Here is an 18,446-nt window from a genome sequence, read left to right as displayed (position 1 = left end):
TCGTTGTGAGCGCTGCTTATTTATGCAGGTGTTCGGCTGCGTGCAGGGTGTTTTCCAACAGGCCTGCGCGGGTCATCGGGCCGACGCCGCCCGGCACCGGGGTGATCCAGCCGGCGCGGGGCAGGGCGGTCTCGTAGACCACGTCGCCGACCAGCTTGCCGTCTTCCTGACGGTTGATGCCGACGTCGATGACGATGGCGCCTTCTTTGATCCACTCGCCCTTGACCAGACCCGGCTTGCCGGCGGCGACCACGACGATGTCGGCCTGGCCAACGTGGGTCGGCAGATCCTTGGTGAAGCGGTGGGTGACGGTGACGGTGCAACCGGCCAGCAGCAGCTCCATGGCCATCGGCCGGCCGACGATATTGGAGGCGCCGACTACTACGGCATGCATGCCGTACAGATCGACGCCGGTGCTTTGCAGCAGGGTCATGATGCCCTTCGGCGTGCAGGGGCGCAGCAGCGGCATGCGCTGGGCCAGGCGACCGATGTTGTAGGGGTGGAAACCGTCCACGTCCTTGTCCGGGCGAATGCGCTCGAGCAGCAGGGAGGAGTCCAGGTGTTCGGGCAGCGGCAGTTGCACCAGGATGCCGTCGATGGCCGGGTCTTCGTTGAGTTCGTCGATCAGGGCGAGCAGATCGGCCTGGCTGGTCTCGGCTGGCAGGTCGTAGGCGCGGGAGAGGAAACCGACCTCTTCGCAGTCCTTGCGTTTGTGGGACACATAGACCTGGGAGGCGGGATCGGTACCGACCAGGATCACGGCCAGGCCCGGCGCGCGCAGGCCTTGCTGGCGGCGCTCGGCGACACGTTGGGCAATCTGCTGGCGGAGGCTGGCGGCGATCGCCTTGCCGTCGATCAGTTGTGCGGTCATTGCGCTGATTAACCATTAATAAGGATGAAAAAAGGACGCGCATTCTCGCATGGGCGCTCCCTCGGGCAAAGGCGCCTGCCGTCGTTTTCGCGTAACTCCTTTATATCGCTGAATTTTTTTGATTTTTTCTGTTGACGGGGTGTGGCCGCCTCTATAACATTCGCCCCGCTTGTCGAGCACAGCCAGTCGCTGGGTAAGACGGCAGCGGTAAAGCCCTTGTGGTAGAGCCTAAGCCGAAAGCTTTAAGTCTGCGCTTGCAGATGGATAGGCGCCCGTAGCTCAGCTGGATAGAGCATCCGCCTTCTAAGCGGATGGTCGCAGGTTCGAGTCCTGCCGGGCGTGCCATTTGGCAGCTAGGCATGCAAGCAAAAAGCAATATGGTGGGCGTAGCTCAGTTGGTAGAGCACAGGATTGTGGCTCCTGGTGTCGTGGGTTCGATTCCCATCGTCCACCCCATATTCCAGAACGCCAGGCCCCAAAGCCTGGCGTTTTTGTTTTAAGGTTCCGACCACGCGGACGTGGTGAAATTGGTAGACACACCAGATTTAGGTTCTGGCGCCGCAAGGTGTGAGAGTTCGAGTCTCTCCGTCCGCACCATCTTTATCTAGCCCTCCCGACTGCCGCCTGCTTCTAGGGTGACTTCTGCACATCGACCCTCTAGAATGCATGCCCTTGATTCGGGGCCGGTTCGAGCCGGCTTATGTCTGTGCAACGAGGAATATCCATGCAAGTTTCTGTTGAAAGCACTTCTGCTCTTGAGCGCCGCATGACCGTCGGCGTCCCCGTCGAGCGCATCGAGACCGAAGTCAACAAGCGTCTGCAGCAGACTGCCCGTCGCGCCAAGGTTCCTGGCTTCCGTCCTGGCAAGGTGCCGATGAGCGTCATCCGTCAGCGTTACGAAGACGCCGCTCGTCAGGAAGCCCTGGGCGACCTGATCCAGGCCACCTTCTACGAAGCCGTGGTCGAGCAGAAGCTGAACCCGGCTGGTGCGCCGTCCGTCGAGCCGAAGTCCTTCGAGAAGGGCAAGGATCTGGAATACGTCGCCACCTTTGAAGTGTTTCCCGAGTTCCAGGTTGCCGGTTTCGACTCCATCGCCATCGAGCGCCTGCAAGCCGACGTGGTCGATAGCGACGTCGACAACATGCTGGACATCCTGCGCAAGCAGAACACCCGTTTCGAAGCCGTCGAGCGTGCCGCCGAGAATGGCGACCAGCTGAACATCGACTTCGTCGGCAAGATCGATGGCGAAGCCTTCGCCGGCGGCAGTGCCAAAGGCACCCAGCTGGTGCTGGGCTCCGGTCGCATGATCCCGGGCTTCGAAGATGCCCTGGTCGGCGTCAAGGCCGGTGAAGAGCGCGTGATCAACCCGACCTTCCCCGAGGATTACCAGAACCTCGATCTGGCCGGCAAAACCGCCGAGTTCACCGTCACCGTGAACAGCGTTTCCGCCCCGCAACTGCCTGAGCTGAACGACGAGTTCTTCGCCCTGTTCGGCATCAAGGAAGGCGGTCTGGAAGGCTTCCGCGCCGAAGTGCGCAAGAACATGGAGCGCGAACTGCGCCAGGCCATCAAGTCCAAGGTGAAGAGCCAGGTGATGGACGGCCTGCTGGCCGCCAACCCGGTCGAAGTGCCGAAGGCGCTGATCAGCAACGAAGTGAACCGTCTGCGCGTGCAGGCCGTTCAGCAGTTCGGCGGCAACATCAAGCCGGATCAGCTGCCGGCCGAGCTGTTCGAAGAGCAGGCCAAGCGCCGCGTCGTGCTGGGTCTGATCGTCGCCGAAGTGGTCAAGCAGTTCGAGCTGAAGCCCGATGACGCCCGCGTGCGCGAGCTGATCCAGGAAATGGCGTCGGCCTACCAGGAGCCGGAGCAGGTCGTGGCCTGGTACTACAAGAACGACCAGCAGATGAACGAAGTTCGCTCGGTTGTACTGGAAGAACAAGTTGTAGATACTGTTCTGCAGAAGGCCAACGTGACTGACAAAACGGTCTCCTACGAAGACGCAGTCAAGCCGGCAGAAGCCCCGAAAGCCGACTGATCTCGCAACCTCGTTCGAGCACACCATAAGCCAGCCTTAGTGCTGGCTTATGCGTATTTGAGACATGACTATTTAGGGAGTGAGCGCAAGACATGTCCCGCAATCCTTTTATGCAACACATGCCCGACATCCAGGCCGCCGGCGGCCTGGTGCCTATGGTCGTCGAACAGTCGGCCCGCGGTGAGCGTGCCTACGACATCTATTCGCGCCTGCTCAAAGAGCGGGTGATCTTCCTGGTCGGCCCGGTCGAAGACTACATGGCCAACCTGGTGGTGGCGCAGCTGCTGTTCCTCGAAGCGGAGAACCCGGACAAGGACATCCACCTGTACATCAACTCGCCGGGCGGTGCGGTGACTGCCGGCATGTCGATCTACGACACCATGCAGTTCATCAAGCCGGACGTCTCCACCATCTGCATCGGCCAGGCCTGCAGCATGGGGGCGTTGCTGCTGGCTGGCGGCGCCGCCGGCAAGCGTTACTGCCTGCCGCATTCGCGCATGATGATCCACCAGCCGCTGGGCGGCTTCCAGGGCCAGGCCTCGGATATCGAGATCCATGCCCGCGAGATCCTCACCATTCGCGAGCGCCTGAACAAGATCCTCGCCGACCACTGCAACCAGCCGATCGAGGTCATCGCCAAGGATACCGACCGCGACAACTTCATGAGCGGCGAGGCGGCGGTGGAGTACGGTCTGATCGACAAGGTTCTGGACAAGCGTCAACTGGCGGTCTGAAGCACCGCGCCATAGAGCGGTCGGCGACGAGTCGGCCGCGTCGCGGGCTTGAAAATGCCCGCATTTGCCTTCATCTTGTGTTTCAAGCCTACCGTATTGGATTGATCGAATGACTGATACCCGCAACGGCGAGGACAACGGCAAGCTGCTCTATTGCTCTTTCTGCGGCAAAAGCCAGCATGAAGTACGCAAATTGATTGCCGGTCCCTCCGTATTCATCTGCGACGAGTGCGTCGACCTGTGCAACGACATCATCCGCGAGGAGGTGCAGGAAGCCCAGGCCGAGAGCAGCGCGCACAAATTGCCGGCTCCCAAGGAAATCAGCAGCATCCTCGATCAGTATGTGATCGGTCAGGAGCGGGCCAAGAAGGTGCTTTCGGTAGCGGTGTACAACCACTACAAGCGCCTCAACCAGCGCGACAAGAAAGACGTTGTCGAGCTGGGCAAGAGCAATATTCTGCTGATCGGTCCGACCGGCTCGGGCAAGACCCTGTTGGCGGAAACCCTGGCGCGTCTGCTCAATGTGCCGTTCACCATCGCCGACGCCACCACCCTGACCGAGGCCGGTTACGTGGGCGAGGACGTCGAGAACATCATCCAGAAGCTGCTGCAGAAGTGCGACTACGACGTCGAGAAGGCCCAGATGGGCATCGTCTATATCGATGAAATCGATAAGATCTCGCGCAAGTCGGACAATCCCTCGATCACCCGCGATGTGTCGGGCGAGGGCGTGCAGCAGGCGCTGCTCAAGCTGATCGAAGGCACCGTGGCCTCGGTACCGCCGCAGGGCGGGCGCAAGCATCCGCAGCAGGAGTTCCTGCAGGTCGATACGCGCAACATCCTGTTCATCTGCGGCGGCGCCTTCTCCGGCCTGGAGAAGGTCATCCAGGGTCGCTCGACCAAGGGTGGCATCGGTTTCAACGCCGAGGTGCGCAGCAAGGACACCGGCAAGAAGCTCGGCGAGTCCCTGCGTGAAGTGGAGCCGGACGATCTGGTCAAGTTCGGTCTGATCCCCGAGTTCGTTGGTCGCCTGCCGGTGATCGCCACCCTCGAGGAGCTGGACGAAGCGGCGCTGGTACAGATTCTCACCGAGCCGAAGAATGCGCTGACCAAGCAGTACGCCAAGCTGTTCGAGATGGAAGGGGTGGATCTGGAGTTCCGTCCGGATGCGCTGAAATCAGTCGCACACAAGGCCCTGGAGCGCAAGACCGGCGCCCGCGGCCTGCGTTCGATCCTCGAGGGTATCTTGCTCGACACCATGTACGAGATCCCTTCCCAGCAGGAAGTGAGCAAGGTGGTGATCGACGAGAGCGTGATCGAAGGCAGCTCCAAGCCGCTGCTGATCTACGAGAACAGCGAGCCGCAAGCCAAAGCCGCGCCAGACGTGTAACGCTCAAGTTACATGGTGCAATGAAGGGGCCCGCTGGGCCCCTTCGCTTTTCTGGCCGCAGTGCTTGTTTTTTGCCGGGCCTACCCCCATCTTAAAAGCCAAGGGTAATCCCATCTGTTTACGGCCTTATGGCCGCCGCTGAGCCGAAATCATGAAGACAACCATCGAATTGCCTCTCCTGCCATTGCGCGATGTTGTGGTCTATCCGCACATGGTGATCCCGCTTTTTGTCGGGCGCGAGAAATCTATCGAAGCCCTGGAGGCAGCGATGACGGGCGACAAGCAGATTCTTCTGGTCGCCCAGAAGAATCCTGCGGTCGATGATCCGGATGATCAGGATCTGTATCGGGTCGGTACCGTCGCCACCGTACTGCAGCTGCTCAAGCTGCCCGACGGCACCGTCAAGGTGCTGGTCGAGGGCGAGCAGCGCGGTGCCATCGAGCGCTTCATAGAGGTCGACGGTCATTGTCGTGCCGAGGTGCAACTGATCGAGGAGGGCGACACCGCCGAGCGCGAGTCCGAGGTGTTCACCCGCAGCCTGCTGAGCCAGTTCGAGCAGTACGTGCAGTTGGGCAAGAAGGTGCCGGCCGAGGTGCTGTCCTCGCTCAACGGCATCGACGAGCCGAGCCGGTTGGTCGACACCATGGCGGCGCATATGGCGCTGAAGATCGAGCAGAAGCAGGAGATTCTCGAAATCACCTCGCTGTCTGCTCGTGTCGAGCATGTGCTGGCGCTGCTGGATGCCGAGATCGACCTGCTGCAGGTGGAAAAGCGCATTCGCGGCCGGGTCAAGAAGCAGATGGAGCGCAGCCAGCGCGAGTATTACCTGAATGAGCAGATGAAGGCCATTCAGAAGGAGCTGGGCGACATCGATGAAGGGCATAGCGAGCTCGACGAGCTGCGCAAGCGCATCGACAACGCCGGTCTGTCCAAGGAAGCGCTGACCAAGGCCAATGCCGAGCTGAACAAGCTCAAGCAGATGTCGCCGATGTCTGCCGAAGCCACAGTGGTGCGTACCTACATCGATTGGCTGGTCAACGTGCCGTGGAAGGCTGAGAGCAAGGTGCGTCTCGACCTGGCGCGCGCCGAGAGCATTCTCGATGCCGACCACTACGGCCTGGAGGAGGTCAAGGAGCGCATCCTCGAGTACCTCGCCGTGCAGAAGCGGGTGAAGAAGCTCAAAGGGCCGGTGCTCTGCCTGGTCGGCCCGCCCGGCGTGGGCAAGACCTCGCTGGCCGAGTCCATCGCCACCGCGACCAACCGTAAGTTCGTGCGCATGGCCCTGGGCGGTGTACGCGACGAAGCCGAAATTCGCGGCCACCGCCGCACCTACATCGGCTCGATGCCCGGCCGCCTGATCCAGAAGATGACCAAGGTCGGCGTGCGCAACCCGCTGTTCTTGCTCGACGAGATCGACAAGATGGGCCAGGACATGCGTGGCGACCCCGCCTCGGCGTTGCTCGAGGTGCTCGATCCGGAGCAGAACCACAACTTCAACGATCACTATCTGGAAGTCGATTACGACCTGTCCGACGTGATGTTCCTCTGCACCGCCAACTCGATGAACATTCCCGGGCCGCTGCTGGACCGCATGGAAGTCATCCGCCTGCCGGGCTACACCGAGGACGAGAAGGTCAATATCGCCATCAAGTACCTGGCGCCGAAGCAGACCCAGGCCAACGGCCTGAAGAAGGGCGAGCTGGCGTTCGACGAAGGCGCCATTCGCGACATCATCCGCTACTACACCCGCGAGGCCGGGGTGCGCGGCCTGGAGCGGCAGATCGCCAAGGTCTGCCGCAAGGCGGTGAAGGAGCATCTGCGCGAGAAGCGCTTCCAGGTACAGGTCACGGCCGAGTCGCTGGAGCATTTTCTCGGCGTGCGCAAGTACCGTTACGGCCTGGCCGAGCAGCAGGATCAGATCGGCCAGGTCACCGGTCTGGCCTGGACCCAGGTGGGCGGCGAGTTGCTGACCATCGAAACCGCCGTGGTACCGGGCAAGGGCGTGCTGATCAAGACCGGCTCGCTCGGCGACGTCATGGCCGAGTCCATGACCGCTGCCATGACCGTGGTGCGCAGTCGCGCCAAGAGCCTGGGGATCGCCGCCGATTTCAACGAGAAGCGCGACGTTCACATCCACATGCCGGAGGGCGCCACGCCCAAGGACGGCCCCAGCGCGGGTATCGGCCTGTGTACCGCGCTGGTGTCGGCACTGACCCAGATTCCGGTGCGCGCCGATGTGGCCATGACCGGCGAGATCACCTTGCGTGGTCAGGTGTTGGCCATTGGCGGGCTCAAGGAAAAACTTCTGGCGGCTCACCGGGGCGGGATCAAGACGGTGATCATTCCGGAAGAAAACGTGCGCGACCTGCGGGAAATTCCGGAAAATATTAAGCAAGACCTGCAGATTAAACCGGTTAAATGGATTGACGAGGTCCTGCAAATTGCGCTGCAATACGCCCCGGAGCCCTTGCCCGATGCGGCTCCGGAGATGGTTGCAACGGATGACAAACGCGAGTCTGATTCCAAGGAGCGAATCAGCACGCATTAGCCGGGGGGCTTCCTTGACACATTTTTTGAGCCCTTGTTATAAAGCGGCTCTTATTGTGTCGGCAGGCCATCCAGCACCCGCTTTGCTTACACTAAAAATCAAGAAACAAACTCAACAGAAATAAGGGGACTTAGAGTGAACAAGTCGGAACTGATCGATGCCATCGCTGCATCTGCTGATATCCCGAAAGCTGTTGCTGGCCGCGCGCTGGATGCAGTGATTGAATCCGTCACTGGCGCTCTGAAGGCTGGCGATTCCGTTGTACTGGTTGGTTTCGGTACCTTCGCTGTCAAAGAGCGCGCTGCTCGCACTGGTCGCAACCCGCAGACCGGCAAGCCGATCAGCATCGCTGCTGCCAAGATCCCGGGCTTCAAAGCCGGTAAAGCTCTGAAAGACGCCGTCAACTAAGCGTCTTCCGGGTCTTTGCCCCGCCGCTGCGCACAGGTTGCGCAGCGGTCGCGAAGCGCCAAGGTCGGCTCAGCCCGCACAGCCGCTTCGCACGTTACGAGAAGGCGCATCCTCGGATGCGCCTTTCTTCTATCCGGACATTACCCACGCTGCGCGGCCGGTCATTCTTTACGGACGTTCTGGGGGAAGCATGCTGCAAAATATCAGGGACAATTCAAAGGGTTGGATTGCCAAAACCATCATCGGCCTCATCGTCCTGCTGATGGCCTTTACCGGCTTCGAGGCGATTCTCACCGGCACCAGCAACAGCCAGAATGCTGCCGCGGTCAACGGTGACGAGGTCACGCTCAACGAGCTGGGCCAGGCCGTGGAAATGCAGCGTCGTCAGCTGCTGCAACAGCTGGGGCGTGATTTCGATGCTTCGCTGCTCGACGAGCGCCTGCTGCGCGAGTCCGCACTCAAGGGCTTGATCGACCGCAAGCTGCTGCTGCAGGGCGCCGGCGATGCCGATTTCGCCTTCTCCCAGGCGGCGCTGGATCAGGTCATTCTGCAAACCCCCGAATTCCAGGTCGATGGCCGATTCGATGCCGCGCGCTTCGATCAGGTGATCCGCCAGATGGGCTACGGCCGCCTGCAGTTCCGCCAGATGCTGGAAGAGGAAATGCTGATCGGTCAGCTGCGTGCCGGCCTCGGTGCCAGCAGCTTCGTCACCGAGCAGGAAGCCCGTACGTTCGCCAGCCTGGAGCGGCAGACCCGCGACTTCGCCAGCCTGGCGATCAAGGCCGACCCGGCGACGGTCGAGCTGGCCGATGGCGACGTGCAGGCCTATTACGACGAACACGCCAGCGAGTTCATGAGCCCCGAGCAGGTGGTGCTGGAATACGTCGAGCTGCACAAGGACAGCTTCTTCGATCAGGTCGAGGTCAGCGACGAAGAGCTGCAGCCGCTGTATCAGAGCGAAATCGCCAACCTGGCCGAGCAGCGCCAGGCTGCGCATATCCTGATCGAGGGCGACGACGAGGCGGCGCGTACCCAGCTCGAGGAGCTCAAGGCGCGTATCGACGCCGGCGAGGACTTCGCCGCGCTGGCCAAGGAGTTCTCCCAGGATCCGGGCTCCGCTGCCGATGGCGGCGATCTGGGTTACGCCGGCCCCGGCGTCTACGACCCGTCTTTCGAAGAGGCGCTCTACGCCCTGCAGCAGGGCCAGGTGTCCGCACCGGTGAAGAGCGAATTCGGCTGGCACCTGATCAAACTGCTCGGCGTGCAGGCGCCCGAGGTGCCGAGTTTCGACAGCCTGAAGGACAAGCTGGCTCGCGACTACAAGGCGCAGCAGGTCGAGCAGCGCTTCGTCGAGGCCACCAAGCAGCTGGAAGACGCGGCGTTCGAGGCGTCCGATCTGGCGCAGCCGGCGCAGGAGCTCGGTCTGGAGGTCAAGGTCAGCGAGGCGGTCGGTCGCGAAGGCGGCGCCACTGGCGTCACCGCCAACCGCCAGGTGCTGCAGGCGGCGTTCAGCCCGGAAGTGCTGGAAGACGGCAACAACAGCTCCACCATCGAACTGGATCCGAGCACGGTCGTGGTGGTCCGGGTGAAGGAGCACAAGAAGCCCGAACAGCTGCCGCTGGAGCAGGTCGCCGAGAGCATTCGCGGCCACCTGTTGCAGGAGCGCGCCGCGGCCGCGGCCAAGGCCGAAGGCGAGAAGCTGCTGGCGGCGGTGCAGGCCGGCGAGGGCAGCAGCGAGAGCTGGCAGGTGCAGGAAGCGGCGACGCGCAGCCAGGAGGGCGTCGAGCCCAAGGTGCTGCAGGCGCTGTTCCGCATGCCCAAGCCGGCTGCCGCCGGCACGCCGACCTATGCCGGGGTGACGTTGAACAACGGCGACTACGTGCTGCTGCGTCTGGACGGGGTGAATGTGCCGGAGCAGGCGCTGAGCGCGGAGGAGCTGGGCATGTATCGCAACTTCCTGGCCTCGCGCGCCGGTCAGCAGGACTTCGCCGCCTACCGCAAGCAGCTCGAAGCCAAGGCCGATATCGAGCGTTTCTAAGCCTTTCCGGGCGCCTCGTTCGAGGCGCTTTTCAGGCAATAAAAAACCCGCACGCCGTGCGGGTTTTTTATTGCCTGATGGGGCGTCTCAAGCCATTCCCGGCAATCTGCTATTGCCGGGAACGAGTCCCTCAGTCTTCCATCGCGCCCATGGCGGTGGTGTTGAAGCCGCCGTCGACGTACATGATCTCGCCGCTGATGCCCGAGGCCAGGTCGGAGCAGAGGAAGGCGCCGGCATTGCCGACTTCCTCGATGGTGACGTTGCGGCGCAGCGGGGTCTGCTTCTCGTTGGCGGCCAGCATCTTGCGGAAGCTGGCGATGCCGCTGGCAGCCAGGGTGCGGATCGGGCCGGCGGAGATGGCGTTGACGCGGGTGCCTTCCGGGCCGAGGCTGCCGGCCAGGTAGCGGACGCCGGCTTCCAGGCTGGCCTTGGCCATGCCCATCACGTTGTAGTTGGGCATGGTGCGCTCGGCACCCAGGTAGGAGAGGGTCAGCAGGCTGCCGTTGCGGCCCTTCATCATCTCGCGGCCGGCCTTGGCCAGGGCAACGAAGCTGTAGGCGCTGATGTCGTGGGCGATCTTGAAGCCTTCGCGGGTGGTCACCGCGGTGAAGTCGCCGTTGAGCTGGTCGCCCGGGGCGAAACCGACGGAGTGGACGATGCAGTCCAGGCCGTCCCACTTCTTGCTCAGCGCTTCGAATACCGCGTCGATCTCCTCATCGCTGGCCACGTCGCAGGGGAAGCACAGGTCGGCGCTGGAGCCCCAGCCGGCGGCGAACTCCTCGACGCGGCCCTTGAGCTTTTCGTTCTGGTAGGTGAAAGCCAGCTCGGCACCTTCGCGGTGCATGGCGGCGGCGATACCCGAGGCGATGGACAGTTTGCTGGCAACGCCAACGATGAGTACGCGCTTACCGGTTAGAAAACCCATTGTGCTATTCCTCTTCCTGTTTCAAGGATCAGTGAGCGGTTGCCGGGGCCATGAAAGCGGCTTCCAGCAACTGCTGTGTATAAGGGTGTTGCGGTGCGCCGAAGATCGACTCGGCAGACCCCTGTTCGACCACCTGGCCTTGCTTGACCACCATCAGTTGGTGGCTCAGCGCTCTGACTACCGCCAGGTCATGGCTGATAAACAGATAGGTCAGGTTGTACTTGGCCTGCAAGCCGCGCAACAACTCCACCACCTGACGCTGTACCGTGCGGTCGAGCGCCGAGGTGGGCTCGTCCAGCAGGATCAGCGCCGGTTTCAACACCAGTGCCCGGGCAATGGCAATCCGCTGCCGTTGCCCGCCGGAAAACTCGTGGGGGTAGCGGTGCCGCGTCTGCGGGTCCAGCCCTACCTCCAAAAGCGCGTCGATGATCGCCTGTTCCTGCTCCGCCTCGTTGCCCATGCCATGGATGCGCAGGCCCTCGCCAACGATCTGGCCCACCGACATGCGCGGGCTCAGGCTGCCGAAGGGGTCCTGGAACACCACCTGCATCTGCCGCCGCAGCGGCCGTACCTCATGCTGGCTCAGCCCCTGCAACTGCTGGCCCTGGAAGCGGATGTCGCCGCGACTGGCGAGCAGCCGCAGGATGGCCATGCCCAGGGTGGATTTGCCGGAACCGCTTTCGCCGACTATGCCCAGGGTCTGACCCTGGGGCAGGCTGAAGTTGATGCCGTCCACCGCCTTGACATGATCTACCGTCCGGCGCAGCAGGCCCTTCTTGATCGGGAACCATACGCGCAGGTCGTCCACTTCCAGCAGCGGCTGGCCCACGGGGTTGGCCGCGGGCTCGCCGCTGGGTTCGGCGCCGAGCAGTTCCTTGGTATAGGGATGCTGTGGCGCCTGGAACAAGTTTTCACACGACGCCTGTTCGACGATGCGACCTTGCTGCATGACACATACGCGATGGGCAATTCTGCGCACCAGATTGAGATCGTGGCTGATCAGCAGCAGCGACATGCCCAGGCGCGCCTGCAGATCCTTGAGCAGTTCGAGGATTTTCAGCTGCACGGTGACGTCCAGTGCGGTGGTCGGTTCGTCGGCGATCAGCAGCTCGGGCTCGTTGGCCAGGGCCATGGCGATCATCACCCGCTGGCGCTGGCCGCCGGACAGCTCGTGCGGGTAGGCCTTGAGGCGCTTGGCTGGCTCGGGGATGCCGACCAGCTCCAGCAGTTCCAGGGTGCGGGCGCTGGCGGCCTTGCCGCGCAGGCCCTTGTGCAGGGCGAGCACCTCGTTGATCTGCTTTTCGATGCTGTGCAGCGGGTTGAGCGAGGTCATCGGCTCCTGGAACACCATGGCGATGCGGTTGCCGCGGATGCCGCGCAGACGGCCCTCGCCGAGCTTGAGCAGGTCCTCGCCGGCGTACTCGATGCTGCCGGCCGGATGGCGCGCCAGCGGGTAGGGCAGCAGGCGCAGGATGGAGTGGGCGGTGACCGACTTGCCCGAGCCGCTTTCGCCGACCAGGGCCAGGGTCTCGCCCTTGCGGATGTCGAAGCTGACGCCTTCGACCACGCGCTGGCACTGCTCGCCCATGACGAACTCGACGGCCAGGTCGCGTACTTGCAGCAGGGTTTCGTGCTGGCTCATGTCATTTCCTCGGGTCGAAGGCATCGCGGGCGGCTTCGCCGATGAACACCAGCAGGCTCAGCATGATCGCCAGCACGGCGAAGGCGCTGATGCCCAGCCAGGGCGCCTGCAGGTTGCTCTTGCCCTGGGCGACCAGTTCACCGAGCGAGGGTGCGCCGGGTGGCAGGCCGAAGCCAAGGAAGTCCAAGGCGGTCAGGGTGCCGATGGCGCCGGTGAGGATGAAGGGCATGAAGGTCATGGTCGAAACCATGGCGTTGGGCAGGATATGGCGGAACATGATGGCGCCGTTCTCCATACCCAGCGCCCGCGCGGCGCGCACGTACTCCAGGTTGCGCCCGCGCAGGAATTCGGCGCGCACCACGTCGACCAGGCTCATCCAGGAGAACAGCAGCATGATGCCCAGCAGCCACCAGAAGTTCGGCTGCACGAAGCTGGCGAGGATGATCAGCAGGTAGAGCACCGGCAGGCCCGACCAGATTTCCAGGAAGCGCTGGCCAAGCAGGTCGACCCAGCCGCCGTAGAAACCCTGCAGGGCGCCGGCAATCACGCCGATCACCGAGCTGGCCAGGGTCAGGATCAGGGCGAACAGCACCGAGATGCGGAAGCCGTAGATCACCCGCGCCAGCACGTCGCGGCCCTGATCGTCGGTGCCCAGCCAGTTCTGCGCCGAGGGCGGGGCGGGGGCGGGCACCTCCAGGTCGTAGTTGATGCTCGAGTAGCTGAAGGGAATCGGCGGCCAGAGCATCCAGCCGTCCTTTGCCGCGATCAGCTCCTGGATATAGGGGCTCTTGTAGTTGGCCTGCAGCGGGAACTCGCCGCCGAACACCGTCTCCGGGTAGCGCTTGAGCACCGGGAAGTACCACTGGCCGTCGTAGCGCACCGCCAGCGGCTTGTCGTTGGCGATCAGCTCGGCGCCCAGGCTCAGGCCGAACAGCACGAGGAACAGCCACAGCGACCACCAGCCGCGCTTGTGCGCCTTGAAACGCTCGAAACGCCGTTGATTGAGCGGGGAAAGCTTCATGTTCAGCCCTCCCGGCTTTCGAAGTCGATGCGCGGATCGACCAGGGTGTAGGTGATGTCACCGATCAGTTTCACGATCAGCCCCAGCAAGGTGAAGATGAACAGGGTGCCGAACACCACCGGGTAGTCGCGGTTGATCGCCGCCTCGAAGCTCATCAGGCCGAGGCCGTCGAGGGAGAAGATCACTTCGATCAGCAGGGAGCCGGTGAAGAAGATACCGATGAAGGCGGCGGGGAAGCCGGCGATGATCAGCAGCATGGCGTTGCGGAACACGTGACCGTAGAGCACGCGGTGGTTGGTCAGGCCCTTGGCGCGGGCGGTGACCACGTACTGCTTGTTGATCTCGTCGAGGAAGCTGTTCTTGGTCAGCAGGGTCAGGGTGGCGAAGTTGCCGATCACCAGCGCGGTAACCGGCAGCACCAGGTGCCAGAGATAGTCGAGAATCTTGCCGCCGAGGCTGAACTCATCGAAGTTGTTCGAGGTCAGGCCGCGCAGCGGGAACCAGTCGAAGTAGCTGCCGCCGGCGAACAGCACGATCAGCAGGATGGCGAAGAGGAAGGCCGGGATGGCGTAACCGACGATGATCGCCGAGCTGGTCCAGACGTCGAAGGCGCTGCCGTGGCGGGTGGCCTTGGCGATCCCCAGGGGGATGGAGACCAGGTACATGATCAAGGTGCTCCACAGCCCCAGGGAGATCGACACCGGCATTTTCTCGACGATCAGGTCGATGACCTTGGCGTCGCGGAAGAAGCTCTCGCCGAAGTCCAGCTGCGCGTAGTTTTTCAGCATGATCCAGAAACGCTCCGGTGCCGACTTGTCGAAGCCGTACATCTTCTCGATCTCGGCGATCAGCTGCGGGTCGAGGCCCTGGGCGCCGCGATAGTTGGAGCCGGCCACCGAAACTTCGGCGCCGCCACCACCGATGCGCCCGGTGGCGCCGCCGGCGGCCGCATCGAACCCCTCCAACTTGGCGATCATCTGCTCGACCGGGCCGCCGGGCGCGGCCTGGATGATGACGAAGTTGATCACCAGAATGCCGAACAGGGTCGGGATGATCAGCAGCAGGCGGCGAAGGATATAGGCCAGCATTATTGCTTCGCCTCTTCGGTCGCCTGTTGCTGGGCCTCGCTTGGCTCTTCGAGGCCAGGGCGTACCCACCAGGTGTGCAGGCCGATGTCATAGAGCGGCGTCACCTTGGGGTGTTCGAAGCGGTTCCAGTAGGCCACGCGCCAGGTCTTGATGTGCCAGTTGGGGATCACGTAGTGGCCCCACAGCAGCACGCGGTCGAGGGCGCGGGTATGGGCGATCAGGCTCTGGCGCGAGTCGGCGTTGATCAGCCCCTCGACGATCTGGTCGATGGCCGGGTCCTTGAGGCCGATGAAATTGCGGCTGCCGGGATTGTCGGCGCTGGAGGAGTGCCAGTACTCGCGCTGCTCGTTGCCCGGCGAGTTGGACTGACCGAAGCCGCCGACGATCATGTCGAAGTCGCGCGAGCGCAGGCGATTGATGTACTGCGAGACGTCGACCCGGCGGATCACCAGCTCCATGCCGAGATCGGCCAGGTTGCGCTTGAACGGCAGCAGGATGCGCTCGAATTCGGTCTGCGCCAGGAGGAACTCGAAGCTCACCGGCTGACCGCTGGCATCCAGCATGCGGTCGCCGTCGATGCGCCAGCCGGCCTGTTGCAGCAACTGGTAGGCGCGGCGCTGCTGCTCGCGGATGATGCCGCTGCCGTCGGTGGTCGGCACGCGGTACTCCTCGTTGAATACCTCGGCCGGGATCTGGCCGCGCAGCGGTTCGAGAATGGCCAGCTCGTCCTCGCCCGGCAGGCCGCTGGAGCCCAGCTCGGAGTTGTCGAAGTAGCTGCGGGTGCGGGTGTAGGCGCCGTTGAACAGGCGCTTGTTGGCCCACTCGAAGTCGAACAGCAGGCCGAGGGCCTCGCGCACGCGGCGATCCTGGAACTGCGCGCGGCGGGTATTGAAGACGAAGCCCTGCATGCCGGTGGGGTTGCGGTTCTGGATCTCTTCCTTGACCAGCTGGCCGTTGGCCACGGCCGGCACGCTGTAGGCGGTGGCCCAGTTCTTCGCGCTGGTCTCCAGCCAGTAGTCGAACTGGCCGGCCTTGAGCGCCTCCAGGGCCACGGTGTTGTCGCGGTAGTAGTCGATCTGGATGGCGTCGAAGTTGTAGAAACCGCGGCTCACCGGCAGATCCTTGGCCCACCAGTCCGTCACCCGCTCGTAGCGGATGCTGCGCCCGGCCTGCACCCGGGCGACCCGGTACGGGCCGCTGCCGAGCGGCACCTCCAGGTTGCTCTTGCTGAAGTCGCGCTCGGCCCACCAGTGCTTGGGCAGCACCGGCAACTGGCCGACGATCAGCGGCAGTTCGCGATTGCCGGCGTGCTTGAAGACGAAGCGCACGCGCTGCGGCGATTCCACCTCGACCCGCTCGACGTCGGCGTAGTAGCCGCGGTACATGGGCGCGCCTTTCTCCATCAGGATGTCGAAGGTGAACTTGACGTCCTCGGCGGTGATCGGCGTGCCGTCGTGAAAGCGTGCCTCCTGGCGCAGGTGGAAGCGTACCCAGGCATTGTCGGGGGCCTTCTCGATCTTCTCCGCCACCAGGCCGTAGGCGCTGAACGGCTCGTCCTGGCTCTGCACGGTGAGGGTGTCGTAGATCAGGCCGATATCGTCGGCGGCGACGCCCTTGTTGATGAAGGGGTTGAGGCTGTCGAAGCCGCCGAAGCCGGCCTGGCGGAAGGTGCCGCCTTTCGGTGCATCGGGGTTGGCGTATTCGAAGTGCTGGAAGCCGGCCGGATACTTGGGCGCCTCGTCGTAGAGGGTGACCGCGTGTTTGGGGGCGGCGAGGGCGAGGCCGGCCAGGCCGAGCAGGATGAGGCTGCTACCGTGAAGCAGGAAACTGCGCAGCGGGTGGGTCATCGAGCGTTCTCCGTGGGCTTCAGCCACCAGGTGCGCAGGCCCAGGGTGTAGGGCGGCGTGGTGACGAAGGCGAACCGGTTGCGGTACGCCAGGCGGTGATAGTTGATGTACCAGTTGGGGATGCTGTAGTGCTGCCAAAGCAAGACCCGGTCCAGGGCGCGGGTGGCGGCGATCTGTTCGTCGCGGGTCTGCGCCGAGAGCAGCTTGTCGATCATCGCGTCGACCACCGGGTGGGCGACGCCAGCGTAGTTCTTGCTGCCCTTGACGTTCACCTGGCTGGAGTGGAAATACAGCGACTGTTCCAGGCCGGGGCTCAAGGTTTGTGGCAGGGTCAGCAGGATCATGTCGTAGTCGAACTGGTCGAGGCGCTGTTTGTACTGGGCGCGGTCGACGGTGCGCAGGTTGGCGCGGATGCCGATGCTGGCCAGGTTGGCGACGTAGGGCTGGAGGATGCGCTCGAGGCTGGGGTTGACCAGCATGATCTCGAATTCGAAACGCTCGCCGCGGGCGTTGCGCAGTTCCTGGCCGGCAGGCTTCCAGCCGGCGTCGGCCAATAGACCGAGGGCGCGGCGCAAGGTTTCCCGCGGGATGCCGCGGCCGTCGGTCACCGGTTGCACGATGGGCTGGCTGAACAGCCGCGCCGGCAGCTTGTCGCGGTGCGGCGACAGCAGCAGCCACTCGGCGCCTTCCGGCTTGCCGGTGGCGGAGAACTCGCTGTTGGGGTAGTAGCTGCTGGCGCGCACGTAGGAGTTGTTGAACAGGGTGCGGTTGGTCCACTCGAAGTCGAACATCAGTCCCAGCGCCTCGCGCACCTTGCGCTGGCCGAACAGGCCGCGGCGGGTGTTCATGAACAGTGCCTGGGTCTGGGTAGGGATCTGGTGGGCGATCTCGGCGCGGATCACCTCGCCGCGGGTGACGGCGGGAAAGCGGTAGCCGTTGGCCCAGTTCTTCGCCTGGTTCTCGATGTAGAAGTCGAATTCGCCGGCCTTGAAGGCCTCGAAGGCGACGTGGTTGTCGCGGTAGAACTCCACCTCGACGCGGTCGAAGTTGTACTTGCCGCGATTGACCGGCAGATCCTTGCCCCACCAGTCCTTGGCCCGCTGGAACACCAGGCTTCGCCCCGGCACCACCTGAGCGATGCGGTAGGGGCCGCTGCCCAACGGCGGCTCGAAGGTAGTGGCCTTGAAGTCGCGGTCCTTCCAGTAGTGCTGCGGCAGCACCGGCAGCTCGCCCAGGCGCAGGATCAGCAGCGGGTTGCCGGCGCGCTTGAAGACGAAACGGATGCGCTGGCGATTGAGGATGTCGACGCGCTTCACCTCCTGCAGGTGGGTGCGGTACTGCGGATGGCCGTCGCTGCGCAGCAGGCGGTAGGAGAAGGCCACGTCGTAGGCGGTGATCGGCTTGCCGTCGTGAAAGCGCGCCTCGGGACGCAGGTTGAATACCACCCAGCTGCGGTCCTCGCTGTACTCCACGCTGGCGGCGATCAGCCCGTAGCTGGAGGCCGGCTCGTCACCGGAGGGGTCGTAGGCGCCGGTGCCGACCATCAGCGGCTCGTTGAGCTCGTTGACCCCGTACTGCAGGAAATGCGCAGTGGAGATCGGGCTGCTGCCCTTGAAAGTGTAGGGATTGAGCGTGTCGAAGGTGCCCGAGGCCATGATCCGCAGGGTGCCGCCCTTGGGCGCCTCGGGGTTGACCCAGTCGAAATGGCTGAAGCTGGCGGGGTATTTGAGCGTCCCGAACTGGGCGTAGCCGTGGCTCTCGCTGATGGTCGCAGAGACGGGAAAGCTCAAGGCCAGGCTGAGGAACAGCGGGAGGGGGGAACGCATCGGGGGCGAGATCCGATCCATGGCGGCTTTTGGGCTTCTGGGTCGGTACAGTAACAGCTTGTATCGGCAGGAA

At 63.4% G+C, this 18,446-nt stretch carries 13 protein-coding genes and 3 tRNA genes; 9 read left to right on the top strand and 7 right to left on the bottom strand.

Features of this window, described 5'->3' with window-relative positions; all coding sequences use genetic code 11:
- Positions 1 to 16: 16 nt before the first annotated feature.
- The gene (folD, locus tag ACW9UL_RS13485) at positions 17 to 871 is read right to left on the bottom strand and encodes a bifunctional methylenetetrahydrofolate dehydrogenase/methenyltetrahydrofolate cyclohydrolase FolD (protein ID WP_021445157.1); all 855 of its coding nucleotides are present in this window, start codon (positions 869 to 871) and stop codon (positions 17 to 19) included.
- 268 nt (positions 872 to 1,139) lie between these two features.
- Between folD and ACW9UL_RS13480 the strand changes: the two genes are divergently transcribed.
- The 9 genes from ACW9UL_RS13480 to ACW9UL_RS13440 all read left to right on the top strand — a co-directional run bounded on the left by ACW9UL_RS13480 (position 1,140) and on the right by ACW9UL_RS13440 (position 10,024).
- Positions 1,140 to 1,216: transfer RNA gene (locus ACW9UL_RS13480), tRNA-Arg, on the top strand.
- 35 nt (positions 1,217 to 1,251) lie between these two features.
- Positions 1,252 to 1,327: transfer RNA gene (locus tag ACW9UL_RS13475), tRNA-His, on the top strand.
- 56 nt (positions 1,328 to 1,383) lie between these two features.
- Positions 1,384 to 1,468: transfer RNA gene (locus ACW9UL_RS13470), tRNA-Leu, on the top strand.
- Between the two features lie 127 nt (positions 1,469 to 1,595).
- Complete coding sequence (gene tig, locus ACW9UL_RS13465; RefSeq protein WP_457787322.1) at positions 1,596 to 2,906, top strand: trigger factor; 1,311 nt, start codon at positions 1,596 to 1,598, stop codon at positions 2,904 to 2,906.
- Positions 2,907 to 2,998: 92 nt separating this feature from the next.
- Entirely contained in the window at positions 2,999 to 3,640 is a 642-nt protein-coding gene (clpP, locus tag ACW9UL_RS13460) for an ATP-dependent Clp endopeptidase proteolytic subunit ClpP (protein ID WP_031303098.1), read from the top strand.
- Positions 3,641 to 3,749: 109 nt separating this feature from the next.
- Positions 3,750 to 5,030 (top strand): ATP-dependent Clp protease ATP-binding subunit ClpX, encoded by a 1,281-nt coding sequence (gene clpX, locus ACW9UL_RS13455; protein ID WP_457787321.1) that lies wholly within the window; start codon positions 3,750 to 3,752, stop codon positions 5,028 to 5,030.
- A gap of 151 nt (positions 5,031 to 5,181) precedes the next feature.
- On the top strand, positions 5,182 to 7,578 hold the full coding sequence (lon, locus tag ACW9UL_RS13450; protein WP_397498450.1) for an endopeptidase La: 2,397 nt from the start codon (positions 5,182 to 5,184) through the stop codon (positions 7,576 to 7,578).
- 135 nt (positions 7,579 to 7,713) lie between these two features.
- A complete protein-coding gene (gene hupB, locus ACW9UL_RS13445; RefSeq protein WP_003239952.1) occupies positions 7,714 to 7,986 on the top strand; it encodes a nucleoid-associated protein HU-beta in 273 nt (90 codons plus the stop codon).
- A gap of 190 nt (positions 7,987 to 8,176) precedes the next feature.
- The gene (locus tag ACW9UL_RS13440; protein WP_457787320.1) at positions 8,177 to 10,024 is read left to right on the top strand and encodes a SurA N-terminal domain-containing protein; all 1,848 of its coding nucleotides are present in this window, start codon (positions 8,177 to 8,179) and stop codon (positions 10,022 to 10,024) included.
- Positions 10,025 to 10,154: 130 nt separating this feature from the next.
- Here the strand turns inward: ACW9UL_RS13440 and fabI are convergent, their stop codons facing one another.
- The 6 genes from fabI to ACW9UL_RS13410 are packed head-to-tail and all read right to left on the bottom strand — an operon-like array spanning position 10,155 to position 18,373.
- Positions 10,155 to 10,949, bottom strand: coding sequence for an enoyl-ACP reductase FabI (gene fabI / locus ACW9UL_RS13435; RefSeq protein WP_021443954.1), 795 nt, complete (start codon positions 10,947 to 10,949; stop codon positions 10,155 to 10,157).
- Positions 10,950 to 10,977: 28 nt separating this feature from the next.
- On the bottom strand, positions 10,978 to 12,591 hold the full coding sequence (locus ACW9UL_RS13430; RefSeq protein ID WP_021443953.1) for an ABC transporter ATP-binding protein: 1,614 nt from the start codon (positions 12,589 to 12,591) through the stop codon (positions 10,978 to 10,980).
- Position 12,592: 1 nt separating this feature from the next.
- Entirely contained in the window at positions 12,593 to 13,612 is a 1,020-nt protein-coding gene (locus ACW9UL_RS13425) for an ABC transporter permease (protein WP_021443952.1), read from the bottom strand.
- Positions 13,613 to 13,614: 2 nt separating this feature from the next.
- Positions 13,615 to 14,700 (bottom strand): microcin C ABC transporter permease YejB, encoded by a 1,086-nt coding sequence (locus ACW9UL_RS13420; protein ID WP_457787319.1) that lies wholly within the window; start codon positions 14,698 to 14,700, stop codon positions 13,615 to 13,617.
- Positions 14,700 to 16,547: an extracellular solute-binding protein gene (locus ACW9UL_RS13415; RefSeq protein ID WP_457787318.1), complete on the bottom strand. Its 1,848-nt coding sequence runs from the start codon at positions 16,545 to 16,547 to the stop codon at positions 14,700 to 14,702. The genes ACW9UL_RS13420 and ACW9UL_RS13415 overlap by 1 nt, the downstream gene beginning before the upstream one ends.
- Entirely contained in the window at positions 16,544 to 18,373 is a 1,830-nt protein-coding gene (locus ACW9UL_RS13410) for an extracellular solute-binding protein (protein ID WP_457787317.1), read from the bottom strand. The genes ACW9UL_RS13415 and ACW9UL_RS13410 overlap by 4 nt, the downstream gene beginning before the upstream one ends.
- Positions 18,374 to 18,446 lie beyond the last annotated feature (73 nt).

Source organism: Pseudomonas sp. PL-6 (assembly GCF_054110165.1).
This window is presented reverse-complemented; position numbering and strand designations above follow the sequence as displayed.